Origin of the sequence: Ensifer sp. ENS03, assembly GCF_014852035.1 — a bacterium.
GTDB classification, from domain to species: domain Bacteria; phylum Pseudomonadota; class Alphaproteobacteria; order Rhizobiales; family Rhizobiaceae; genus Ensifer; species Ensifer adhaerens.
In genome coordinates this window covers 264,340-284,606 of the sequence record NZ_JACVAV010000005.1, presented here as the reverse complement: position 1 = coordinate 284,606, position 20,267 = coordinate 264,340, and the positions used below count along the sequence as shown (strand labels likewise).

At 63.7% G+C, this 20,267-nt stretch carries 13 protein-coding genes; 2 read left to right on the top strand and 11 right to left on the bottom strand.

Annotation, left to right across the window (positions count from 1 at the left end):
• Nucleotides 1-80 precede the first annotated feature (80 nt).
• From glgB to IB263_RS19755, 7 genes are all read right to left on the bottom strand, one after another.
• Entirely contained in the window at nt 81-2,291 is a 2,211-nt protein-coding gene (gene glgB, locus IB263_RS19785) for a 1,4-alpha-glucan branching protein GlgB (RefSeq protein WP_192438895.1), read from the bottom strand.
• A complete protein-coding gene (locus tag IB263_RS19780) occupies nt 2,288-4,750 on the bottom strand; it encodes a glycogen/starch/alpha-glucan phosphorylase (protein ID WP_034787265.1) in 2,463 nt (820 codons plus the stop codon). The genes glgB and IB263_RS19780 overlap by 4 nt, the downstream gene beginning before the upstream one ends.
• 207 nt (nt 4,751-4,957) lie before the next feature.
• Nucleotides 4,958-6,280: a pilus assembly protein TadG-related protein gene (locus tag IB263_RS19775; protein WP_060581285.1), complete on the bottom strand. Its 1,323-nt coding sequence runs from the start codon at nt 6,278-6,280 to the stop codon at nt 4,958-4,960.
• Between the two features lie 178 nt (nt 6,281-6,458).
• Nucleotides 6,459-7,337 (bottom strand): transglutaminase family protein, encoded by an 879-nt coding sequence (locus IB263_RS19770; RefSeq protein WP_113135917.1) that lies wholly within the window; start codon nt 7,335-7,337, stop codon nt 6,459-6,461.
• A 2-nt stretch (nt 7,338-7,339) separates the two neighbouring features.
• The gene (locus IB263_RS19765) at nt 7,340-9,748 is read right to left on the bottom strand and encodes a circularly permuted type 2 ATP-grasp protein (RefSeq protein ID WP_060517588.1); all 2,409 of its coding nucleotides are present in this window, start codon (nt 9,746-9,748) and stop codon (nt 7,340-7,342) included.
• On the bottom strand, nt 9,749-13,075 hold the full coding sequence (locus tag IB263_RS19760) for a DUF2126 domain-containing protein (RefSeq protein WP_192438894.1): 3,327 nt from the start codon (nt 13,073-13,075) through the stop codon (nt 9,749-9,751).
• A gap of 162 nt (nt 13,076-13,237) precedes the next feature.
• Complete coding sequence (locus IB263_RS19755; protein WP_034786838.1) at nt 13,238-14,272, bottom strand: aldo/keto reductase; 1,035 nt, start codon at nt 14,270-14,272, stop codon at nt 13,238-13,240.
• A 129-nt stretch (nt 14,273-14,401) separates the two neighbouring features.
• Between IB263_RS19755 and IB263_RS19750 the strand changes: the two genes are divergently transcribed.
• Nucleotides 14,402-15,313: a LysR family transcriptional regulator gene (locus IB263_RS19750; RefSeq protein WP_192438893.1), complete on the top strand. Its 912-nt coding sequence runs from the start codon at nt 14,402-14,404 to the stop codon at nt 15,311-15,313.
• On the opposite strand, the gene IB263_RS19745 is transcribed toward IB263_RS19750, so the two are convergent.
• The 4 genes from IB263_RS19745 to IB263_RS19730 all read right to left on the bottom strand — a co-directional run bounded on the left by IB263_RS19745 (nt 15,285) and on the right by IB263_RS19730 (nt 19,757).
• A complete protein-coding gene (locus IB263_RS19745; protein ID WP_192438892.1) occupies nt 15,285-17,102 on the bottom strand; it encodes a GGDEF domain-containing protein in 1,818 nt (605 codons plus the stop codon). The genes IB263_RS19750 and IB263_RS19745 overlap by 29 nt on opposite strands.
• Nucleotides 17,103-17,555: 453 nt before the next feature.
• Nucleotides 17,556-18,323 carry a VOC family protein gene (locus IB263_RS19740; protein WP_034786835.1) on the bottom strand — a complete coding sequence of 256 codons (768 nt, stop codon included), beginning with the start codon at nt 18,321-18,323 and terminating at the stop codon, nt 17,556-17,558.
• 128 nt (nt 18,324-18,451) lie between these two features.
• A complete protein-coding gene (locus tag IB263_RS19735) occupies nt 18,452-18,928 on the bottom strand; it encodes a DUF1579 domain-containing protein (RefSeq protein ID WP_192438891.1) in 477 nt (158 codons plus the stop codon).
• 100 nt (nt 18,929-19,028) lie between these two features.
• Nucleotides 19,029-19,757: a thioredoxin family protein gene (locus IB263_RS19730; protein WP_034786831.1), complete on the bottom strand. Its 729-nt coding sequence runs from the start codon at nt 19,755-19,757 to the stop codon at nt 19,029-19,031.
• Nucleotides 19,758-19,818: 61 nt separating this feature from the next.
• On the opposite strand from IB263_RS19730, the gene IB263_RS19725 reads away from it, so the two are divergent.
• Nucleotides 19,819-20,265 (top strand): MarR family winged helix-turn-helix transcriptional regulator, encoded by a 447-nt coding sequence (locus tag IB263_RS19725; protein WP_060517600.1) that lies wholly within the window; start codon nt 19,819-19,821, stop codon nt 20,263-20,265.
• Nucleotides 20,266-20,267 lie beyond the last annotated feature (2 nt).

The window sequence follows — 20,267 nt, the reverse complement described above, 5'->3', positions numbered from 1 at the left end:
GTCACGGCGGCCTTCTGCGACGCCTTGCGGCCCTCGATATTTGCAGTCTTCCGCCGCCTTCGGCTGGCGGATCGGATAAATTACTCCTGTTCCAGCATCAGTGTCGCGAGCGGCGGCAGGGTGATGTTGGCCATGATCGCTCCCGTGCTGTTCTTCTCGGCAAAAACCGCGCCGCCATTGCCCTTGCCGCTTCCTCCATAGATTTCCGCGTCGCTGTTGAGGATCTCCTTCCAGCGACCCTTGACTGGCAGCGGGATGGCGTAGCTTTCCCGGTAGACGGGGGTGAAATTGGTGATGACGGCGACGAGTTTTTCGCCGGGCGCCTTGCGCAGCCAGGCAAAGACCGAGTTGTCGCGGTCGTCGGCCAGCAGCCATTCGAAACCTTCGCCTTCGCAATCGCGCGCATGCAGCGCCGGCTTGGCGCGGTAGGTGCCGTTCAAGTCACGCACCAGCCGTCGCATGCCCTCGTGCAGATGGTATTCGAGCAGGTTCCAGTCGAGCGCTCGATCCTCGGACCATTCGCGCCATTGCGCGAACTCCTGACCCATGAACAAGAGCTTCTTGCCGGGATAGCCCCACATGAAGGCATAGTAGGCCCGGAGATTGGCGAACTTCTGCCAGTCGTCGCCGGCCATCTTGGCGATCAGCGAGCCCTTGCCGTGCACGACCTCGTCATGGGACAGCGGCAGCACGAAGTTCTCGTTGAAGGCATAAAGCAGGCCGAATGTCAGGTCGTTGTGGTGGAACTTGCGGTGCACCGGCTCGCGCGACAGATATTGCAGCGTGTCGTGCATGAAGCCCATGTTCCACTTGAAGCCGAACCCGAGACCCCCCGCATGGACCGGATGGGAGACCTTCGGCCAGGAGGTCGATTCCTCGGCGATCGTCAGGATACCCCTGTGAGAGCCGTATATTTCCGTGTTCAGCGTCTGCAGGAAACGGACGGCCTCGAGGTTCTCGTTGCCGCCATATTCGTTCGGCACCCACTCGCCGTGCTTGCGCGAGTAGTCGAGGTAGAGCATCGAGGCGACCGCATCGACGCGCAGGCCGTCGACATGGAATTTTTCCGCCCAGTAGAGCGCATTGTTGACGAGGAACGACAGCACTTCCTGGCGGCCGAAATTGTAGATCGCCGTGTTCCAGTCGGGGTGGAAGCCTTGGCGCGGATCCTCGTGTTCGTAGAGTGCGGTGCCGTCGAACCAGCGCAGGCCGTGCTCGTCGGTCGGGAAATGTGCCGGCACCCAGTCGAGGATGACGCCGATGCCGACCTTGTGGCAGCCGTTGACGAAGCGGGCAAAACCTTCGGGCTCGCCGAAACGGGCGGTCGGCGCATAAAGACCGGTTGTCTGGTAGCCCCAGGAGGGGTCGAAAGGAAACTCCGAGATCGGCAGAAACTCGATATGAGTAAAGCCCATGTCGACGCAGTAGGGGATCAGCCGGTCGGCAAGCTCGTCCCAGGAGAGCATCTCGCCATTGTCGCGGCGCTGCCAGGAACCAGCGTGCACTTCGTAGATCGAGATCGGTTGCCGTCTTGCGTCGGCCGAGGCCCAATGCTTGCGGTGTGCCTCGTCGTCCCAGGTCTGCGCGATTTCCGGCGTGGTCATCGAGGCCGTGTTCGGGCGCAGTTCGGAGCGCCGGGCAAAGGGATCGGCCTTGAGCGGCAGACGCGTGCCGTTGCGGTCGAGGATCTCGTACTTGTAGACAAGGCCCGCATCGACGCCGGGAATGAAGATTTCCCAAATGCCGGTGTCGGTGCGCAGCCGCATGACGTGGCGACGGCCGTCCCAGTCGTTGAACTGGCCGACGACCGAAACACGCTTCGCATTGGGTGCCCAGACGGCGAAATGGTAGCCGCTGGCACCGTCATGCTCGATCGGGTGCGCCCCCATCTTGTCGAAGAGCCTGAGATGCGAGCCTTCGCGAATGTAATAATCGTCCATCGGTCCGAGAACCGGACCGAAGCTGTAGGGATCGACGACCACCCATTCGCCGCCCTGATTGCGGGCGCGGTAGCGGACGGGTTGTGGCTTCTTCAGCGCCACCGGGCCTTCGAAGAAGCCGGCATCGTCGCGCCGTTCGATCGCCCCCAGGTCCTTGCCCGAGAGCGTTTCGACTGTCACCGTCTCGGCATCGGGGACGAAGCAGCGGGCAAGGACGGTCTTGCCGACGGGGTGCACGCCAAGAACCGCAAAGGGGTCGTCATGCGTGCCCTTGAGGATGGCCGCGATATCCGGGGCTGACAGCAGACCTGAAGCTGCGGGTTCCGGGTCCTTGCCGGCCGAGGGCGTCATCCAGCTCTCCAGATTTCCCCGGCATATTGCCGGATGGTGCGATCGGACGAGAACCAGCCCATCCGTGCGGTGTTGCGGATTGCCTGCGCGTGCCAGTCGGACGGCGTCGTCCAGAGCTGGTCGAGCTCGCGCTGCGCCTTGGCGTAGGCTTCGAAATCGGCAGCGACCATGAACCAGTCGTGATTGTAGAGCCCTTCGACGAGGCTTGCGAAGCGATTGCGGTCATCGGGCGAGAACACGCCGGACGCAATCGCCTGCAGCGCCTGCGACAGCTCGCGCGAGCCTTCGATGATGGCGCGCGGATTGTGACCTTCGGCGCGTGCCCTGGTCACCTCTTCGGCGGTCATGCCGAAGATCTTGATGTTTTCCTCGCCGATCCAGTCGCGCATCTCGACATTGGCGCCGTCGAGCGTACCGATCGTCAAGGCGCCGTTCAGCGCGAACTTCATGTTGCCGGTGCCCGATGCTTCCATGCCGGCCGTCGAGATCTGCTCGGAAAGGTCGGCAGCCGGAACCATGATCTCGGCGAGCGAGACGTTGTAGTTCGGCACGAAGACGATCTTCAGGAGGCCGCGCACCGCCGGATCATTGTTGACGACACGGGCGACGTCGTTGGCCAGTTTGATGATCAGCTTGGCATTGTGATAGCTCGGCGCCGCCTTGCCGGCAAAGAGCTTGACGCGCGGCACCCAGTCGAGCTCCGGATGGGAGCGGATCTGGTCGTAGAGCGCCACCGCCTCGATGATGTTGAGGAGCTGGCGCTTGTACTCGTGGATGCGCTTGATCTGGATGTCGAACATCGCCGACGGATCGAGCCGGATGCCGAGGCGGCTCTGCACGAGCTGCGCGAGGCGCACCTTGTTGGCGCGTTTGACCGCGGCGAAATGCTCCTGGAAGTCCGCCTTGTCGGCGAAGACGTCGAGCGCCTGCAGCGCCTCGGTATTGTCCATGAACTCGTCGCCGATCGCGTCGCGGATCAGTCCGAAGAGACCGGGATTGCACTGCATCAGCCAGCGGCGCGGCGTAATGCCGTTGGTCTTGTTGTTGATGCGGTCCGGGTAGAGCTTGTGCAGGTCGGCAAATACCGTTTCCTTCATCAGCTCGGTGTGCAGTGCCGAAACGCCGTTGATCGAGTGCGAGCCGACAAAGGCGAGATTGCCCATGCGCACGCGTCGTTCGCCGCTTTCGTCGATCAGCGAGATGTTGCGGATTTCGTCGTCCGTGGCGCCCTTCTGGCGGCGGGCCTCGATCAGGATCTTGGCGTTGATCGCATAGACGATCTGCATGTGGCGCGGCAGCAGGCGCTCGATCAGCGGTACCGGCCAGCTTTCGAGCGCTTCGGGCAGAAGCGTGTGGTTGGTGTAGGAGATCGTGCGGCGGGTGATGTCCCAGGCCTGCTCGAAATCGAGGCCGTGCAGGTCGGTCAAGAGCCGCACCAGTTCGGCAATGGAAATGGCTGGATGGGTGTCATTGAGCTGGATGGCGACGGCGTCCGGCAGCGAGTTGAAGTCCGGGTATTGCTGCAGGTGACGGCGCAGGATGTCCTGCAGCGAGGCCGAGGAAAAGAAGTATTCCTGGCGTAGGCGCAGCTCCTGGCCCGCTGGCGTCGCGTCGGCCGGATAGAGAACACGCGTCAGGCTTTCCGCCTTGTTGCTTTCGCGAAGGGCGCCGATGTGGTCGCCGGCGTTGAAGGCGGCCAGCAGGATCGGGTCAATCGGCTGCGCGGTCCACAGGCGCAGCGTGTTGACGCGTTTTGCCCGCCAGCCGACGGCGGGCGTGTCGAAGGCGGTGGCGATGACGCGCTCGGCCGGTTTCCACACGAAACGCTGGATTTCCTCGTCGACATTGGCGGTTTCGACCACGCCGCCGAAGCCGATTTCGTAAGAGCTTTCGCGGCGTTCGAATTCCCAGGGGTTGCCGTGGGCAAGCCAGGTTTCGGGTAGTTCCACCTGCCAGCCATCGGCCATCTGCTGGCGGAAGAGGCCATGCATGTAGCGGATGCCGTAGCCATAGGCGGGTACGTCGACGGTCGCCATCGATTCCATGAAACAGGCAGCCAGCCGTCCGAGACCGCCATTGCCGAGGGCCGCATCCGGCTCGAGCTGGGCGACGACATCGATATCGACGCCGAGGGAGGCGAGTGCGTCGCGCATCTCGTCCATCAGGCCGATATTGGTCATCGCATCGCGCATCAGCCGGCCGATGAGGAATTCGAGCGAGAGATAATAAACGCGCTTGGCGCCGGTTGCGTAGGTCTTGCGGGTGGAGTCCATCCACTTGTCGGTGATGCGGTCACGCGCAACCAGGATCGCCGCCGTCAGCCAGTCATGGGGCTTGGCGACCTTCGGGTCCTTGCCGATGCGGTACTTCAGACGTTCGAGGATTTCGACGGCGAGCTGGCTAGGTTCAGACGACCTTGGGGCGGGCTGCGGCACGTCGTTGGTGGAGAGCCTGTTCATCATGAAACTGTCTTTACCCTTTTGCGTTGGGAGATCGCAGGCCGGACCCGACCGGGGATAAAGCCAATTTATGCATCGATCCGAAGCGCTTGCAACAGATGTTTTTAAATGGATTAGACTTGTCTCAGACGGTGGAGAACGTATCCCGCCGAAACGCAAAATGCCGCCCGGCGGGGCCGGGCGGCATCGTCAGCGATGTGGTCTGTCTTACCTTGTCAGGCGTGCCATCTTGCCCGAGGTGGTGGCGCCGATTTCACCGAAAACCTTGACCAGAGCTGCGGCATCTTCCGGCGACTTGTAGTCGGCTGTGCTGCTGGCGCATCGGCTGAGCACCGATTTTCCCTGGATCGGCGCCATGAAGGCGATGGTGAAGACGCGAATGCCGGCGTCCTTGGCATCCTGGCACGCCTGGAGCGTTGCCGTGTCGGATTTGGAATCCTGGGCTTTGTATTTGTCGAGTTCCGGTTCCGGCTTTGGCGCCGCCGGGATGGTCAACGCCTTTCCTTCGAAATGTGTGTTCGCCCCATCGGTCATGAAGACGATGTACTTTTTCGGCGTCAGGCCGTTGGATGCCGTGTGCGCGTCGTTTTCGCCCTTGAGCTTCAGATCCGTGACGGCCTTGGCGAAGGCGCCGCTCGAATCCGTGCCGCCGTTCGCCTCCAGGTTCTTGACGTAGGTACTGGCCTTCGTCGTGCCCCAGGCCAGTTTCTCTTCCGGGAAGATGGAGCTGCTATAGGAAACAGCGCCGACACGGACATACTTGTTGTCGGGGTCCATCTCGGTGAGTGGCTTCAGCAGCGTCTCAACCGCGGATTTCAAGGTCGTGATCTTGTCGATCATGCAAGGGCTGGTCTCAGAGATGCTCTTGCCCCAGTTCTCCGCCGTCCAGTTCTTGCACTTGGTGCGCTTCTCGTCCTTCACATTCGTCACGAAGGCCATCGAGCCCGAGCGGTCGAGCACGAGATACATCGACATGGCGTTCTTGGTTTCCGTCGCGCTCTCGGCAACGGCTACCGTTTCCAGATTGACGGACTTCTGTCCGAGCAACCGCGTCATGGGGTTGAGCTGAATTGTCTGCTTGTTGACGATCGTGACCTTGAAGGCCTTGTCGCTCTTGCCGACAGTCGTCATGACGATGTCGACCGTCGGCTGAACCTGGGTCTCCGTCGGGTCGGTCACGCCGCCCGCGGAAGCGCTGCTGGTGCCCGGGTCGCTGCCGCCGGCTCCACCGGGCAGATCGGTCGAGCTTGCGCCCGACTGCGCCTTCAGGAAGTTCAAGGCGATTTCCTTGGCCTTCTCGGTCGCCAGCGTATCCTTGTTTGCAACCAGTGCGGACGCAGCCGCAAGTGCTGCCGCGTCGGCTGCATCCTGCATCTGGTTTTTCGTCGTCATCATGGTGGCCAGATCGACGGCGACGCCGCCGGCTGCCAACACCAATGGCGCCGCGAGTGCTGCCATGATGCCAAAATTGCCACCCCGGTCCTTGAGCATGGCTACGAAGGACCGGCCTACCGTGTATCGTCTTCCCATCTTTGCACACCCCAAAGGAACACGTTGCAAGCTTGGGGGCATCAATAGCGGCGATGGCTTACGATATCGTTCCGGCAATCCTTGCAATTTTAATGGATTGCCGGAAAACCGGTTGTTGTAAGGGGTTCTGCGGCACCCTGTCTGTTCCGAAGCGGGAATCGGCCTGTGCCAAATCGGGTCACGGTACCGGAATGACGTCGACCGCCTGTTTCGTCGTTTGGCTGCCGTAGCTTTTCAGGACCCCGATGACGGGCGCGACATCGCCGTAGTCGCGGCCATGACCGACGACTATATGGTCGGTTCCAGCCGGAATATTGTTGGTCGGATCGAGTTCGAGCCACCCACCGGTTGTGCCGCACCAGACGCGCACCCAAGCGTGCATGGCATCGGCCCCCTCCAGGCGCTCCTTGCCGGGCGGGGGGATCGTCCTTAGGAAACCGCTAACATAGCCGGCAGGGATGCCGAGGCTTCTGAGCGCCACGATCATGACATGGGCGAAATCCTGGCAGACGCCGCGCTTGAGCTTGAACGCTTCTGCCGGCGTCGTGTTCACGGTTGTCGCCTCGCCGTCATAGGCGAAGTCGCGATGGATGCGGTCGCACAATGCGACGGCGATCTGGCGCACCGTCATCGTGTCGGTAATGGTGTCACGCGCGTAGGCGGCAATGTTGGCGACCTCGGGCAAGAGTGGGCTCGGGCCGGCGAAGTGATGCGGCGCGTCGGCATCGACGGACCAGCAGGCCGCAAGCTCTGCCGGCAGGCCGGTGAGGTCAGGGGAGAAGTCCGCGGTCAGGGCCTGTGCTTCCACCTGCACGCGCGCCTGCATGCGGATTGTCAGGTCGGCATGCGAGGTGCGAAAGAGGATCGACGTAAACGGGTTGGCGAAGAAGTCGATGCTCTCGGTACGTTCGGCCGGCATGGGATGGCAGCTGAGCGAGCCGACGACGAGACGCTGGCGACCGGGCAGCGTCGCCGGCAGCACGCGCACGAGGTGGCGGCCGCCGGACACCGGCACTTCGTAGTCATAGATGATCTTCAGGCTGATGTCGTAAAGCATGGCTAGCCGAGATAGGTGCGCGCGAGCAGATCGGACAGGCTTTCGAGATCCCGCTCCAACCGATTGTAGACGCCGAGGTTCATGGCTTCCGGTGTCATCACCGCCAGGCCCGAATGCAGCCGCATCGCCTCGCGGTAGAAGGAGGACATCTGGCCGTTGACGAAGGCGTTCGGCAAGAGCTCGACCTCGGTCTTGATCTCATTCAACTGGTAAAGCACCGAGCGCGGATTGAGCGGATCGAGCGCCAGGAGGTCGGTGACCGTCAAGGCGGCGGTGCTGACATTGTAGCGCCGGCGATGGGTCATGACGCTGTCGCCGATTTCGAGCAGCATGTCATAGGCGCCATCGGGCGCATCCGGCCCCGACATGTGGCCGAGCAGCCGGGTCATGTGCAGGCCGCGCTCGATATAGCGGCCGATCGAAAGAAAGCGCCAGCCGGTGAAGCGGTACATGTTTTCATGCACGAGACCGGCAAAGCCGGCGAGCTTGCGCAGGAGCACGGTGATCGCGCGGGTCGCGTCGTCGCCGGCCTGCACCGTCGCGTGGAACTTGCGCGCCGTCTGCGACAGGTCGTTCAGTGCCAGCCAGCCGTCTGGCGAGAACCGGTCGCGGATGTTGCCGGCGCTGAAGAGGGCGCTTGCGATATTGGCGAGCAGGCTGTCGGGCACCGGCTGGCGCGCATCGATGTCGAGGGCTGCGAGATAGTCGCCGACATCCTTAAGGAGCGGCAGGTCCGGATCGGCGGTTTCGGCGAAGCGGCCGTGCCAGGCGCGCAGGATGCGCAGCGCCCCTTCCGCACGCTCGATATAGCGGCCGAGCCAGAAGAGATTGTCGGCCGCCCGGCTCGGCAGGCTTCCCGGCATGTTGCGGGTGAAACTTTCCTCGGCCGGAAGCAGCGTCGTGCGCTCGACCGGTCGATCGCTGACGATCCAGACATCGGCGGCGGTGCCGCCCGCCTGCATCGCGATCGCGGCGACATCGTCGCCGGAGCCGATGCGGGCAAAGCCCCCTGGCATAATCTGCCAGCCGTCGCGGGTGCGTGCCGCAAACACCCGCAGGCTCATCGGCCGCGGCGTCAGCCGCCCGCGCACCCAGGCAGGGGTGGTCGAGAGCGTGACCACCTCCTGGCCCACGAGCTTGCCGCCCTCGGCGCTAAGCCAATCTGCGATCGAGGCCCGGGCCTTCTCATCGAGCGTACGGCCGAGTACCGACTGGCCATTGTCGTCGAAGAAGGGGCGGGTCTGGTAGGCGGGGCCGATGACCATGCGGTCGAGGTTGGCGGCGACCTGTTCGCGTTCGGCGCCCTGGCCGCACCACCAGGTGGCGATCGAGGGCAGCTTCTGTTCCTCGCCCAGCAGATGGCGGCAGATCGCCGGCATGAAGGCGAGGAAGGCGCGGGTTTCAACGATGCCGGTGCCGAGCGCGTTCACGATTGAGACCGAGCCGGCCCTGAGCGCCTCGACAATGCCGGGTGTGCCGATATGCGAGGACTGATTGAGCTCGAGCGGATCGGCAAAGGCCGCGTCGAGACGACGCCAGAGCACGCCGATGGGCTTGAGGCCGGCGACGGTGCGCACCATCACCCGGCCGCCGATCACGGTCAGATCCTCGCCTTCAAGCAGCATGAAGCCCAGATAGCGGGCGATATAGGCATGTTCGAAATAGGTCTCGTTGGCGATCCCCGGCGAAAGAACGGCGATGCGGTCGTCCGGGTGCAGCCGGCGGCTCTGGAGCGTGTCGCGGAACTCGCCAAAGAAGCCGGCCAGCCGGTGGACGTGGCTTTCGGCATAAAGATTGGAGAAGGCACGCGTGGTCGCGACCCGGTTCTCCAGGGCGAAGCCGGCGCCCGAAGGTGCCTCGGTGCGATCGGACAGGACCCACCAGTTACCGTCGGGGCCACGGCCGATCTCGAAGGAGACGAAATGCAGGAAGTGGCCGTCGGCCGGTTTCACGCCGACGAGAGGGCGCAGGAACTCCGGATTGGAGGCGACCAGCGCCGGCGGCAGCAGCCCTTCGCGCACCAGCCGGTTCTCGCCATAGATGTCGGCGACCACCTTTTCCAGAAGTTCGGCGCGCTGCACGAGGCCTTGCGAGACGTGCGCCCATTCCTTTTCGTCGATCAGAACCGGAATGTGCGACAGCGGCCAGCTTCGCTCGGAACTCTCCTTGGCGCCATAGACGCGATAGAACACGCCGGCGTCGCGCAGATAGCGGTCGGCGCGCGCGAAGCGGTTGGCAAGTTCGGTCTCGTCGAGCCGCCCAAGCGTCGCGAGCAACCGCTGCCAGACCGGGCGGACATTGCCCTCCTGATCGAGCATTTCGTCGGCAATGCCCGGTAGGGCACGGTAGCCGAAGACCGGATCGTCGTCGGTGCCCGGATGGTTTGCGGCCGCTGTCTGCTTCTTCGGCATTTACGCTCCTGGTGGACGCCTGAGATCAAGCGTCATCGGGAATTCCGTCGACGGGCTTTCGGGGCGCAGCGGATAGCCTCCCGGCGTATGGCCCCAAGGCTCGAACCGCGCCAGGCGCCGCGCCTCCGCCTCGTTGCCGTTGACCGGAAACGTGTCGTAGTGGCGCCCACCCGGGTGGGCGACATGGTAGATGCAACCGCCGATCGCCCGATTCGACCATGTATCATAGATATCGAATGTGAGGGGAGTGTTGACCGGTAGCACCGGATGTAGCCCAGAGGCCGGCTGCCACGCCTTGTAGCGGACGCCGGCCACCGCCGTGCCATTCGAACCAGTGCGTGTGAGCGGCACGGGCCGACCGTTGCAGGCGACCGTATATCGCTCGGGATTGGCGGTATCGAGCTTGACCTGCAGCCGTTCGATCGAGCTGTCGACATAGCGCACGGTGCCGCCGATCGCGCCCTGTTCGCCCATCACGTGCCAGGGTTCGAGCGCCTGGCGGATTTCGAGCTTTGCACCCTCGTACTCGACCTCGCCGCAGAAGGGGAAGCGGAACTCGAGCTGGGCCTCGAACCATTCCGGTTTCAGATCGAAGCCATGCGCCCGGAGATCGGCGAGCACGTCGAGAAAGTCCTGCCAGACGTGGTGCGGCAGCATGAAACGATCGTGCAAAGCTGTGCCCCAGCGCACGAAGCGACCGTCGACCGGGTGTTTCCAGAAGCGGGCGATGAGGGCGCGCACCAGCAATTGCTGGGCGAGCGACATGCGGGCGTTCGGCGGCATCTCGAAACCGCGGAACTCGACGAGGCCGAGGCGGCCGGTGGGCCCGTCAGGCGAAAACAGCTTGTCGATGCAGATCTCCGCCCGATGGGTGTTGCCGGTGACATCGACGAGCAGGTTGCGGAACAGCCGGTCGACGAGCCAGGGCGGGGGCGGCGGCGTTGCAGAGCCCGGCATCGGCACCTGCGCCAGGGCGATTTCGAGTTCATAGAGCTGGTCGTGCCGGGCTTCGTCGATACGCGGCGCCTGCGAGGTCGGGCCGATGAAGAGGCCGGAGAACAGGTAGGAGAGCGAGGGATGCCGCTGCCAGTGCAGCACCATGCTTTTTAGCAGATCCGGGCGGCGCAGGAACGGGCTGTCATTCGGATTGGCGCCGCCGACGACCACGTGATTGCCGCCGCCGGTGCCGGTGTGACGGCCGTCGATCATGAACTTGTCGGCACCGAGCCGGCTCTGGCGCGCCTCCTCGTAGATCGCCGTGGTGATATCGACGCAGTCCTGCCAATGGGCGGCCGGATGAATGTTGACCTCGATCACGCCGGGATCGGGCGCGACGCGGATGACGTTGATGCGCTCGTCCTGCGGCGGTGCATAGCCTTCGATGTGCACGGGCAGGCCGATCGCAGCGGCAGCGCGCTCCGCAGACGCGATCAGATCGAGATACTCCTCGACGCTTGTCGTCGGCGGCATGAAGACGCAGAGCCGGCCGTCGCGCGGCTCGACGCTGATGGCGGTGCGCACCAATCCGGCGATCTCGTCGCGAGGCGCCGGGAGCGGCGTTTCCGGAACTTCCGAGGCCTGGAAGCGTGCATGCTGCGTGCGGGCGCTGCTTTCGCTGAAGTCCGGCAAATCGTCGCGCGGGACCGTCGGATCGACCGGATGGATATAGGGGTAAGCGGAGGGCGCGACATAGGGCAGGGCGCCGAGCGGAAGGCGATAGCCGACGGCGCTGTCGCCGGGAACGAGGAAGATGCGGCCACGGCGCGTCTGCCATTTCTCGCTCATCCACTTCACGCCGGTGGCGCGCGTGTTCCAGGCTTGCACCGGCAGAACATAGCCGGTCGGCGCCGTCAGGCCGCGCTCGAACACGCGGGCCATGCGGCTGCGCTCCTCGGGATCCTTCAGCTTGGAGTTGGCAGGATCGACGTTGTCGGGGAGGTTTGCCTCCTTCAGCAGCCAGTCGGCCGGGTCTTCGAAGGCCGGCACGACCATTTCGGTCGGCAGGCTCAATTCGCCTGCGACCAGATGCAGCAGGCGTTCGGCATCCGCTACCGTCACGTCGTGGCGGCCGGTCTCCTCGGCGATCAGGTCCGGCCGGCGCCAGATCGGCACGCCGTCCTTGCGCCAGTAGAGGGAGAAGGTCCAGCGCGGCAGGGTTTCGCCCGGATACCATTTGCCCTGGCCATAATGCAGGAAGCCACCGGGGGCGAAGCGTTCACGCAGCCGGCGGATCAGTGTGTCGGCCTTCTCGCGCTTGGTTGGTCCGACGGCCTCCGTGTTCCATTCCTCGGACTCGAAGTCGTCGATCGAAACGAAGGTGGGCTCGCCGCCCATCGTCAGGCGGATGTCGTTTTCCTCAAGCTCCCGGTCAACCTTCCCGCCGAGTGCATTCAGCGCATCCCAGCTTTCGTCGGAGAAGGGTTTGGTGATGCGCGGGTGCTCGGCGACGCGCCTCACCTTCATGTCGAAAGCGAAGTCGGTGCGGGTCTCGGGATCGCCGAAAAATTCTCCGGAGATCGGCGCGGCGTTGCGGTAATGGGGCGTTGCGGCAAGCGGAATGTGGCTCTCGCCGGTCAGCAGGCCCGAGGTCGGGTCGAGCCCGACCCAGCCGGCGCCGGGCAGGTAGACTTCGGCCCAGGCATGCAGGTCGGTGAAGTCGTGGTCGGTGCCGGAGGGGCCGTCGAGGGCTTTCAGATCCGGCGTCAGCTGAATGAGATAGCCGGAGACGAAGCGGGCGGCGAAGCCGAGATTGCGCAGGATCTGTACGAGCAGCCAGCTGGAATCGCGGCAGGATCCTCTTGCCGATGTCAGCGTCTGCTCCGGGTCCTGCACGCCCGGCTCCATGCGGATCACATAGCCGACTTCCTTCTGCAGGCGTGCGTTGAGCCCGACGACCATGTCTATGGTGCGCTGGCGGGAACGGTCGACCGTTGCCATGAAGGCGGAGAGCGCCGGGCCGAGCGGCTCCGGCGTCATATAGATCCGGAGATCGTCGCTGAGATCCTCGGGGTAGGGGAAGGGCCAATGTTCGGCCTCTTCCTCGACGAAAAAGTCAAAGGGGTTGTAGACGGTCATGTCGGCGACGAGATCGACTTCGATTTTCAGCTCGCTCACCGGATCGGGAAAGACGAAACGGGCGAGGTAGTTGCCGTAGGGGTCCTGCTGCAGGTTGACGAAATGGTTGCCGGGCGAAACCTTCAGCGAGTGGCTGATGACCTTGGTCTTGGAATGGGCAGCGGGCTTCAGCCGGATGATCTGCGGCGAGAGGCTTACGGGACGGTCATAGATATAGTGGGTCAGGTGATAGATACTGGCCTTGATCGACATGCCGGATTTGATCCCCTTCGTGGCGGGTCTGACGCCCCCCATCGCCACGAAGTTTGTGCAATGCAAATCGAGAATGCAAGCGCGAAAGCGCCCGCAGAAAATCAGGGCGGCGCAACGCATTCGCACGCCCGGACGGGCGTGCGAAACATTGGCCATCCTCGGTCAGACGATCGGCGGATTGATGCGGGCAAAACCCTCCTGGCGGTAGTAGGGGAAGTAGGGGTAGGCCGGCGTCGTTCGGCTCGCCGCGTCGAGTCGGGCGATCTGGTCCGCTGACAACGACCAGCCGACGGCGCCGAGGTTCTGGCGAAGCTGCTCCTCGTTGCGGGCGCCGATGATGACGCTCGAGACCGTCGGGCGCTGCAGCAGCCAGTTGATGGCGATCTGAGGGATCGTCTTGCCGGTTTCCTCCGCGAGCTGGTCGAGCACGTCGACGACATCGTAGAGCTTCTCATCATCGACCGGTGGGCCGAAGGCCGCGGTGTCGTGCAGGCGGCTGCCTTCGGGCCACGGCTTGCCGCGGCGGATCTTGCCGGTGAGACGTCCCCAGCCGAGCGGGCTCCAGACAAGAGCGCCGACGCCTTGGTCGGCGCCCAGCGGCATCAGTTCCCATTCGTAGTCGCGTCCAACCAGCGAATAGTAGACCTGGTGGGCGACGTGGCGCACGAGGCCGTGCTTCTCCGAGACAGCCAGCGATTTCATCAATTGCCAGCCGGCAAAGTTTGAGGCACCGACGTAGCGCAGCTTGCCGGCGGCAACCAGACTGTCGAGTGTCGAAAGCACCTCCTCGACCGGCGTTCCCGCGTCGAAGGCGTGCAGTTGCAAAAGGTCGATGTAGTCGGTGCCGAGCCGCTTCAAGGCATCGTCGACGCCCTTGACGAGACGCGTGCGCGACGTGCCGGCGTCGTTCGGTCCGTCGCCCATCGGCAATGCCATCTTGGTGGAGAGAAGCACGGCATCACGCCGGCCCTTGATGGCCGCGCCGAGCACGCTCTCGGACGCACCGTCGGAGTAAACGTCTGCGGTATCGAAGAGATTGACGCCGGCTTCGAGCGAGATGTCGATCAGCCGCCGGGCTTCCGCGGCGTCGCTGTTGCCCCACGCGCTGAAGAGCGGCCCCTTGCCGCCGAAGGTGCCGGCGCCGAAGCTCAAGGCAGGCACTTTCAGTCCCGATGATCCAAGCCGTCTGTATTCCATGTCGCCAAACTCCTCGTTGGTTTTGTCTTTGCGAGAGCGGAAGTCCGCTCGCCCACCAGGAGAAGGTGGTGTCGCGGCCATTTGCGATGTAGACCGGATGAAAGAACATCATTTGTGAGTTGAAGTCACATGTCGCGCTTGTCTATCAACCGTTCGGGGGAGATGGCGGTTTTCGCCAAGGCGGTGCAGCTCGGCGGCTTTTCGGCCGCGGCAAAGGTCTGCTGCATGACACCCTCGGCCGTCAGCAAGCTCGTGCAGAGGCTGGAGGAAAGGCTCGGCGTCCGGCTCGTCAACCGCTCGACGCGGCGGCTGCAGCTGACGGCGGAAGGCTGTGCCTTCTATGAGCGGGCGGTGCGCATCCTTGCCGATATCGACGAGGCGGAGCGCGAGGCGGGTTCAGGCGAAACGCCCGAGGGCCGCGTGCGGCTAAACGTCAGCGCTTCCTATGCGGTGCATGTGCTGATGCCGGTGCTGCCGGAGTTTCTCTCGGCCTTTCCGTCGGTCTCGCTCGACATCCTGCAGACCGATGCCGTGGTCGATCTGATGGCGGAGCGGGCCGACATCGCCGTGCGTGCCGGTCCTCTGAAGTCTTCGAGCCTGATCGCCCGCAAGCTCGGCAGCACGTCGATGACGATCGTGGGCGCGCCGTCCTATCTTCAACGGTTCGGCATGCCCGAGGGTGTCGGCGACCTCGAAGCGATGAACAGGCTGAGCCATAGCTATGCGCGTTCGATCGATGGCTGGCCGCTCCTGTCGAACGGGGAGCCTTTCACGCTGGCGCCGACGGAGCAGGTCCGCGTGAGCGACGGCGAGGGTTTGCGCCAGCTTACGCTCGCCGGTGTCGGCCTGGCGCGACTGCCCACGTTTACGGTCAAGGAGGATATCCGTTGCGGCCGGCTGACGGCGGTCGCCGAGCACTTGAACCCGGGCGACATCGAGGCATTCCATGCGGTGTTCCACGGGCAGGGTGGAGCCCTGCCGGCGCGCGTGCGGGTGGTACTTGATTTCCTGGCTAAGCGCGCGCGGATTTCATCGCCTTGAACGGCTGGTGCGTCGCTTCGGCCGGCTGGCCGCAGACGCGATTGCGGCCCTCGGACTTGGCGCGATAGAGCTCGTTATCGGCAAGTTCGATCAGGTGCTTCCAGCCACCGTTCGCGCTGCGGCCTTCGGCCACGCCAAAGCTGGCGGTGACGTTCAGCTTCCGTCCGTCGGCAAGGACGATCGGTTCGTGCGCGAGGTTGACCCTGATCCTTTCGGCAAGGGCTAGGGCGGACTCGATGCTGTCGCCGGGCGTGATCACGGCAAACTCCTCACCGCCGAAGCGGGCGACGAGATCGGAATTGCGCACGGAATTGCGGATGATGCGGGCGGTTTCCTGAAGCACGATGTCGCCGATCAGATGGCCGTGGGTATCGTTGATCTGCTTGAAATGGTCGATGTCCATCAGGATCAGACAGGCGTCCTGATCCTTGCCGTCCGTGTCTTCCGCGCCGCCGATCAGCTCCAGCGCGCGGCGGTTGAGCAGGCCGGTCAGTTCGTCGGTTTCCGCCTGGCGTTCGAGATGCTGCATCAGCAGCGTGCGCTCGTCGAGGCGCTGGCGCAGAATATCGATCGCATCGAACAGGCGTCCCATTTCGCCTTCTCCGCCCTTGCCCTGAAGGCGCGCGATCGGGCGATCATTGGCAAGCTCGATGATGCTGTGGCGCGCAAGAAGCAGCGGTTCGAACACCAGCGATCGGGCGCGCCGCATCAAGATCAGCAACATCAGGAAGAGCGAGAAGGTCGCAAGGCTCGCCACGGCGAGCTTGATCGACGCGCGGGTCTTGTTGGCGGACAGGCGCTCGACGGTCGAATCCATGAAGGCGCGACGCAGATCTTCGAGCGGTTTCATCTTCGGGACGAAAAGGTCGGTGAGCTGTTCGGCGGTCATCGGGTAGTCGCCCGAGCGTTTACCGACGGCGACGATGTTGTCGATGATTGCAAAACCTTCGGCAAAGAACTCGCGGTCGATCTTGGCGAGATCGCCGATCTTCGACGGATCCAAGCCTGGAAGCGCGCCCGGCTTGCCGACGATCGCCCAGACCTCCTGCAGCCTGCCGCGCGTGCGCTCGCTGTCGGCGAGATTCTTGATCGCGAGCGGCTTGCCGACGGCAACGGGCGCCATGACGTGCGAGCCGAGGCGCCCTCCGTCCTCACGCAGATTGGCAAGCATCTGGGCTGCAAGGGCAATGCCCGCAAGGTTCGGGTCGGTGTTGGTCAGGCGCTGAATGTTCCAGTCGATCGCGGGGCGAAGCGCATCGATCACGCCGAACATGGCCTCGATCGTCGCTTCGATTTCGGCAAGGTTCCGCCGTTCCGGCGGAAGGGCCGCAATGCGATCGACTTCCGCACGCGCAAGCATCAGCCGACGATGGACCTCGACCAGGATGGGCGAAAGCGCGCCGGCCGGTTCGGAGCGGCTGGCATTGTCGATGTCGGCGATGATCTGAGCCAATGCCGCGTCGCTGCGGGCACGAAACTCCGCCAGCCGCGCCTGGACAGTCGAGCCGGGCGCTACGCCAAGGCCGAGCACACCGTTGGACGGGCCACGTTCGGCCGAGAGGTAGTTTGCGGCGTCGAGGACGCGGCAAAAGGCCATGACTTCCGTCAGGTTGCGGCGCGCGACGACAAAGTCGCTATAGGATGCGGCGATGATTTCGGTCGCAAGAATGCCCGTGCAGGCAACGACGATCGCCACCAGCCATTGGAGCTTGCGTCGCAGGGCCCTGGCCGTACGCGCTTCCCCCACGCCCATCTGAGGGGACGCATAGGTGCTGCCCTTATTGCTCATATGCGCGAAGTTGCTCCACTCATGTCGCCGCCCGTCTGCTCGACAATCGCGACAAATTCTTGCCACCCGACAAGAAACCCATCCGAAATCAGTGTGCTTGCCGCCCCTGCTATCGTATAAGATGTTAAATAAGCTTGAAATACCCTGAAATACTAGGGGCTAATCCGCAACCGAGGGATGCGCCCGGCGCACGGCAGACCCCAGCTTTGCGGCCCCCGTATTCGCTTTCCGGTCCATGATCGCAATAAATCCGGCCCGCCTTCTTGCCGAAAGCGGGCCTGGACTTGGTTGGTCGTCATTTTACTTCAGCAAACTCTTCACGGCAACGTGATCTGTGCTGCGGCCTAAAGCGTCGCGCGTCTTATCAGACGGGCTAAGGTCGCTGTAACACTTTGATTTTCTGCAAGTCTGTTCCCTTACGTCGAGGACGATTTAAGGAGACATGCAGTCGTCTCAGCGCTTCGGCCCGACCAGTGCGAAGAGGGCGCCCTGCGGGTCGAGCGCCTGAACGATCCAGGCGCCTCCGGGGACCTCCATCGGCTCCAGCACGATCTTGCCGCCGCCAGCCTTGATGCGTTCGATGGCGGCATCGATGGCCGGTACGTTGATGTAGTAGAGCCAGTAAGGCGCGGGCACTTCCTTCGGCTTGGTCATCATCCCGCCGATCGGGGCGCCGCCATGGGCGAAGATCTGGTAGATGCCCATTTCGCCCATGTCCATGCCCTGGTCCTTCGTCCAGCCGAAGAGTTCGGAATAGAAGGGAAAGGCGGTGTCGAGGTCGCCCGAGGCAAGCTCGTGCCAGCCGATCAGTCCGGGGGCCATCGGGTCGGTGACCGGCGGCGGATCGCCCGTACCCTTGAAGATCGAGAAGACCGCGCCGTGCGGATCGGTGACGACGGCGAAGCGCCCTATACCCGGGATATCGTCCGGCGCCCGGTGCACCTTGCCGCCCTTGGCGGCGATGCTGGCGGCGCTCACATCGACATCGTCGACGCCGACATAGCCGAGCCAGGCGGGCGGCACGTTCATTTCGAGCGCGCCTTCCGGCATGGTCATCAATCCCGCCACCGGAATCTCGCCGACGTTGAACAGCGTGTAGCTGATACCGGCCATGCCGGCATCGCTGGCGGCCCAGCCGACCACGTCCTTGTAGAACGTCTCGGCGGCCGCCATGTCGGTGGTCATCAGTTCGTACCAAACGAATTTGCCGTGATCTGCCATTGCCTTCCTCCGGTTTGCTCTGGCGCGGCGCATCTGGCGCCACTTGTTTGCCTGTTCGAATGAACTGTCGTCGGGTCAGCCTGACATGATGCGTGGCCGAACAGCCAAGGCCGTCGTCAGCGCGGCTTTCAATCCCGACGTAGGTATTCCGCCGTCATCAAGTCTTTCCAGTTTCCGTCCGCTGTCTGCGCCTGCGCCGTCAGCAGCCGACGGGATGGCCCGGCAAGCGTGATGACGTCGCGGTAGCGCATGGTCCTGCCGGGGTTCTCGAAATCCGGTCCCTTGCAGTGGAGGGAGAGGGACGTGCCGTCCGCGTCCAGTTCTCCGTCATAGATCCACATGTGGCTCATCATCGAGCCGACCCAGGTGCCGACGTAACGTTTTGTCTGCGGATTGAAGCCGAGCGCCATCAGCGTCTGGCCGAAACTGCCGCCCGGCATCGTTCCCTGACCCTCGCAGACGATCCAGAGGCCTTCGAGTGACCGGACATGCTCGGTCCAGGGCCCGCTGCCATCGGGCTTGCCATCGGAGCCGGCCGTGCGAACGTGCCAGTCGCCCAGCAATTGCTCGAGCCAGCGGTGCGCTTCTTCCGGTTCTGCTCTCACGGGATTTCCTTCTTGACCGGGCGCAGACGTTCGGCCCGGCACGCGAGCGTTCTCAAAACGATTTTGCGGGCGAAAAGTTCCGTCCGCTGGGGTGCGGAATTCAGCCCGCCTTGCGTCCGGGCTCCCGATCATATTCGTCGTGGCGGCGAACGAAGCTCATGGTCCCGTCCTCGTTGCGCCCCTTGGGTGCGCGGTCGAGCAGCATCAGTGTGCCCACGAGTTCCTCGAGCCCGCGGGCATAGGACGAATAGGTGTGGTAGATCGTGCCGTCCTCGCCCTTCTGGAAGGCGCTGAGACCGGGCAGTTCCTCATGCGCATTGGCGCTTTCTATGTCGGTGAAGTTGTACCCGACTTTGCCGCTTGCGAGCTCGTCTGGCGAAAAGGCCACGTGGAAGTCATGGTTGAAGCCGTTGCCTTCCGCCGAGACCCAGGGGAAATCCCACTCCATGCGTTTCTTGTAGGTTTCGATCTTTGCGAGCGGCGCGTTCGATGCGGCGACCAGCGTCACGTCGTGATGGTTGAGGTGCGGCAGCATGCCGGCGAAATGATCGACCAGGAAGGAGCAGCCGGGGCAACCGGCCTCCCAGGTGGGGCCGAACATGAAATGGTAGACCATGAGCTGGCTGCGGCCGTCGAAAAGCTCGGACAGGGATTTGCGGCCCGCCCGCGTATCGAAGACGTAGGTCTTTTCCATCTTCACCCAGGGCAAGGCCAGCCGGGCGGCATTGACCTTGTCGCGTGCGTGGGTGTGTTCCTTTTCCAGCGCAAGCAGATCTTTGCGCGCTTTCAGCCACTCTCCAGGCGATACCACTGCGTGATCCTGTCTCATGCCCGTTCCTCCTTCCAACGTTGCACTTGACTATTTACGTTGATATCAACATTAATCGGGCATGTCAAAAATGCCACTTGTTTCGTTCGACACTACCCTGCATGTGAAGGACACCTGCCTCTGCCTGCATGTGCAACGCGCCGCGCGCGCCATTGCCCGTCGGTTCGACGAGGCGCTGCGCCCGCTCGATATCACCAACGGACAGTTCTCTCTCCTGATGTCGCTCAACCGCCCGGCGCCGCCCAATATGGGCTCGGTGGCATCGCTTCTCGCCATGGACCGGACGACCTTGACCGCGGCGTTGAAGCCGCTGGAACGGCGCGGCCTGGTCGAAAGCTTCCCGGATGCCGACGACCGGCGGTCGCGGCGATTGCGGCTGACGACCGAAGGGCAGGCGCTGCTGGCGCGCGCCGTGCCGATCTGGCGGAACCTGCATGAGGCGCTCGATCCGGTGCTCGATGACGGCGGTTCGGACCGCCTGCGTGCCGATCTCTTAAGGCTGGCTTGACG

Coding starts and splice junctions, on each gene's coding strand:
- IB263_RS19770 (WP_113135917.1), bottom strand. CDS start 7,337: ATGCTTTACGACATCAGCCTGAAGATCATCTATGACTACGAAGTGCCG.
- IB263_RS19775 (WP_060581285.1), bottom strand. CDS start 6,280: ATGGGAAGACGATACACGGTAGGCCGGTCCTTCGTAGCCATGCTCAAG.
- IB263_RS19745 (WP_192438892.1), bottom strand. CDS start 17,102: ATGAGCAATAAGGGCAGCACCTATGCGTCCCCTCAGATGGGCGTGGGG.
- IB263_RS19765 (WP_060517588.1), bottom strand. CDS start 9,748: ATGCCGAAGAAGCAGACAGCGGCCGCAAACCATCCGGGCACCGACGAC.
- IB263_RS19750 (WP_192438893.1), top strand. CDS start 14,402: ATGTCGCGCTTGTCTATCAACCGTTCGGGGGAGATGGCGGTTTTCGCC.
- IB263_RS19725 (WP_060517600.1), top strand. CDS start 19,819: ATGTCAAAAATGCCACTTGTTTCGTTCGACACTACCCTGCATGTGAAG.
- IB263_RS19730 (WP_034786831.1), bottom strand. CDS start 19,757: ATGAGACAGGATCACGCAGTGGTATCGCCTGGAGAGTGGCTGAAAGCG.
- IB263_RS19780 (WP_034787265.1), bottom strand. CDS start 4,750: ATGAACAGGCTCTCCACCAACGACGTGCCGCAGCCCGCCCCAAGGTCG.
- glgB (WP_192438895.1), bottom strand. CDS start 2,291: ATGACGCCCTCGGCCGGCAAGGACCCGGAACCCGCAGCTTCAGGTCTG.
- IB263_RS19760 (WP_192438894.1), bottom strand. CDS start 13,075: ATGTCGATCAAGGCCAGTATCTATCACCTGACCCACTATATCTATGAC.
- IB263_RS19740 (WP_034786835.1), bottom strand. CDS start 18,323: ATGGCAGATCACGGCAAATTCGTTTGGTACGAACTGATGACCACCGAC.
- IB263_RS19755 (WP_034786838.1), bottom strand. CDS start 14,272: ATGGAATACAGACGGCTTGGATCATCGGGACTGAAAGTGCCTGCCTTG.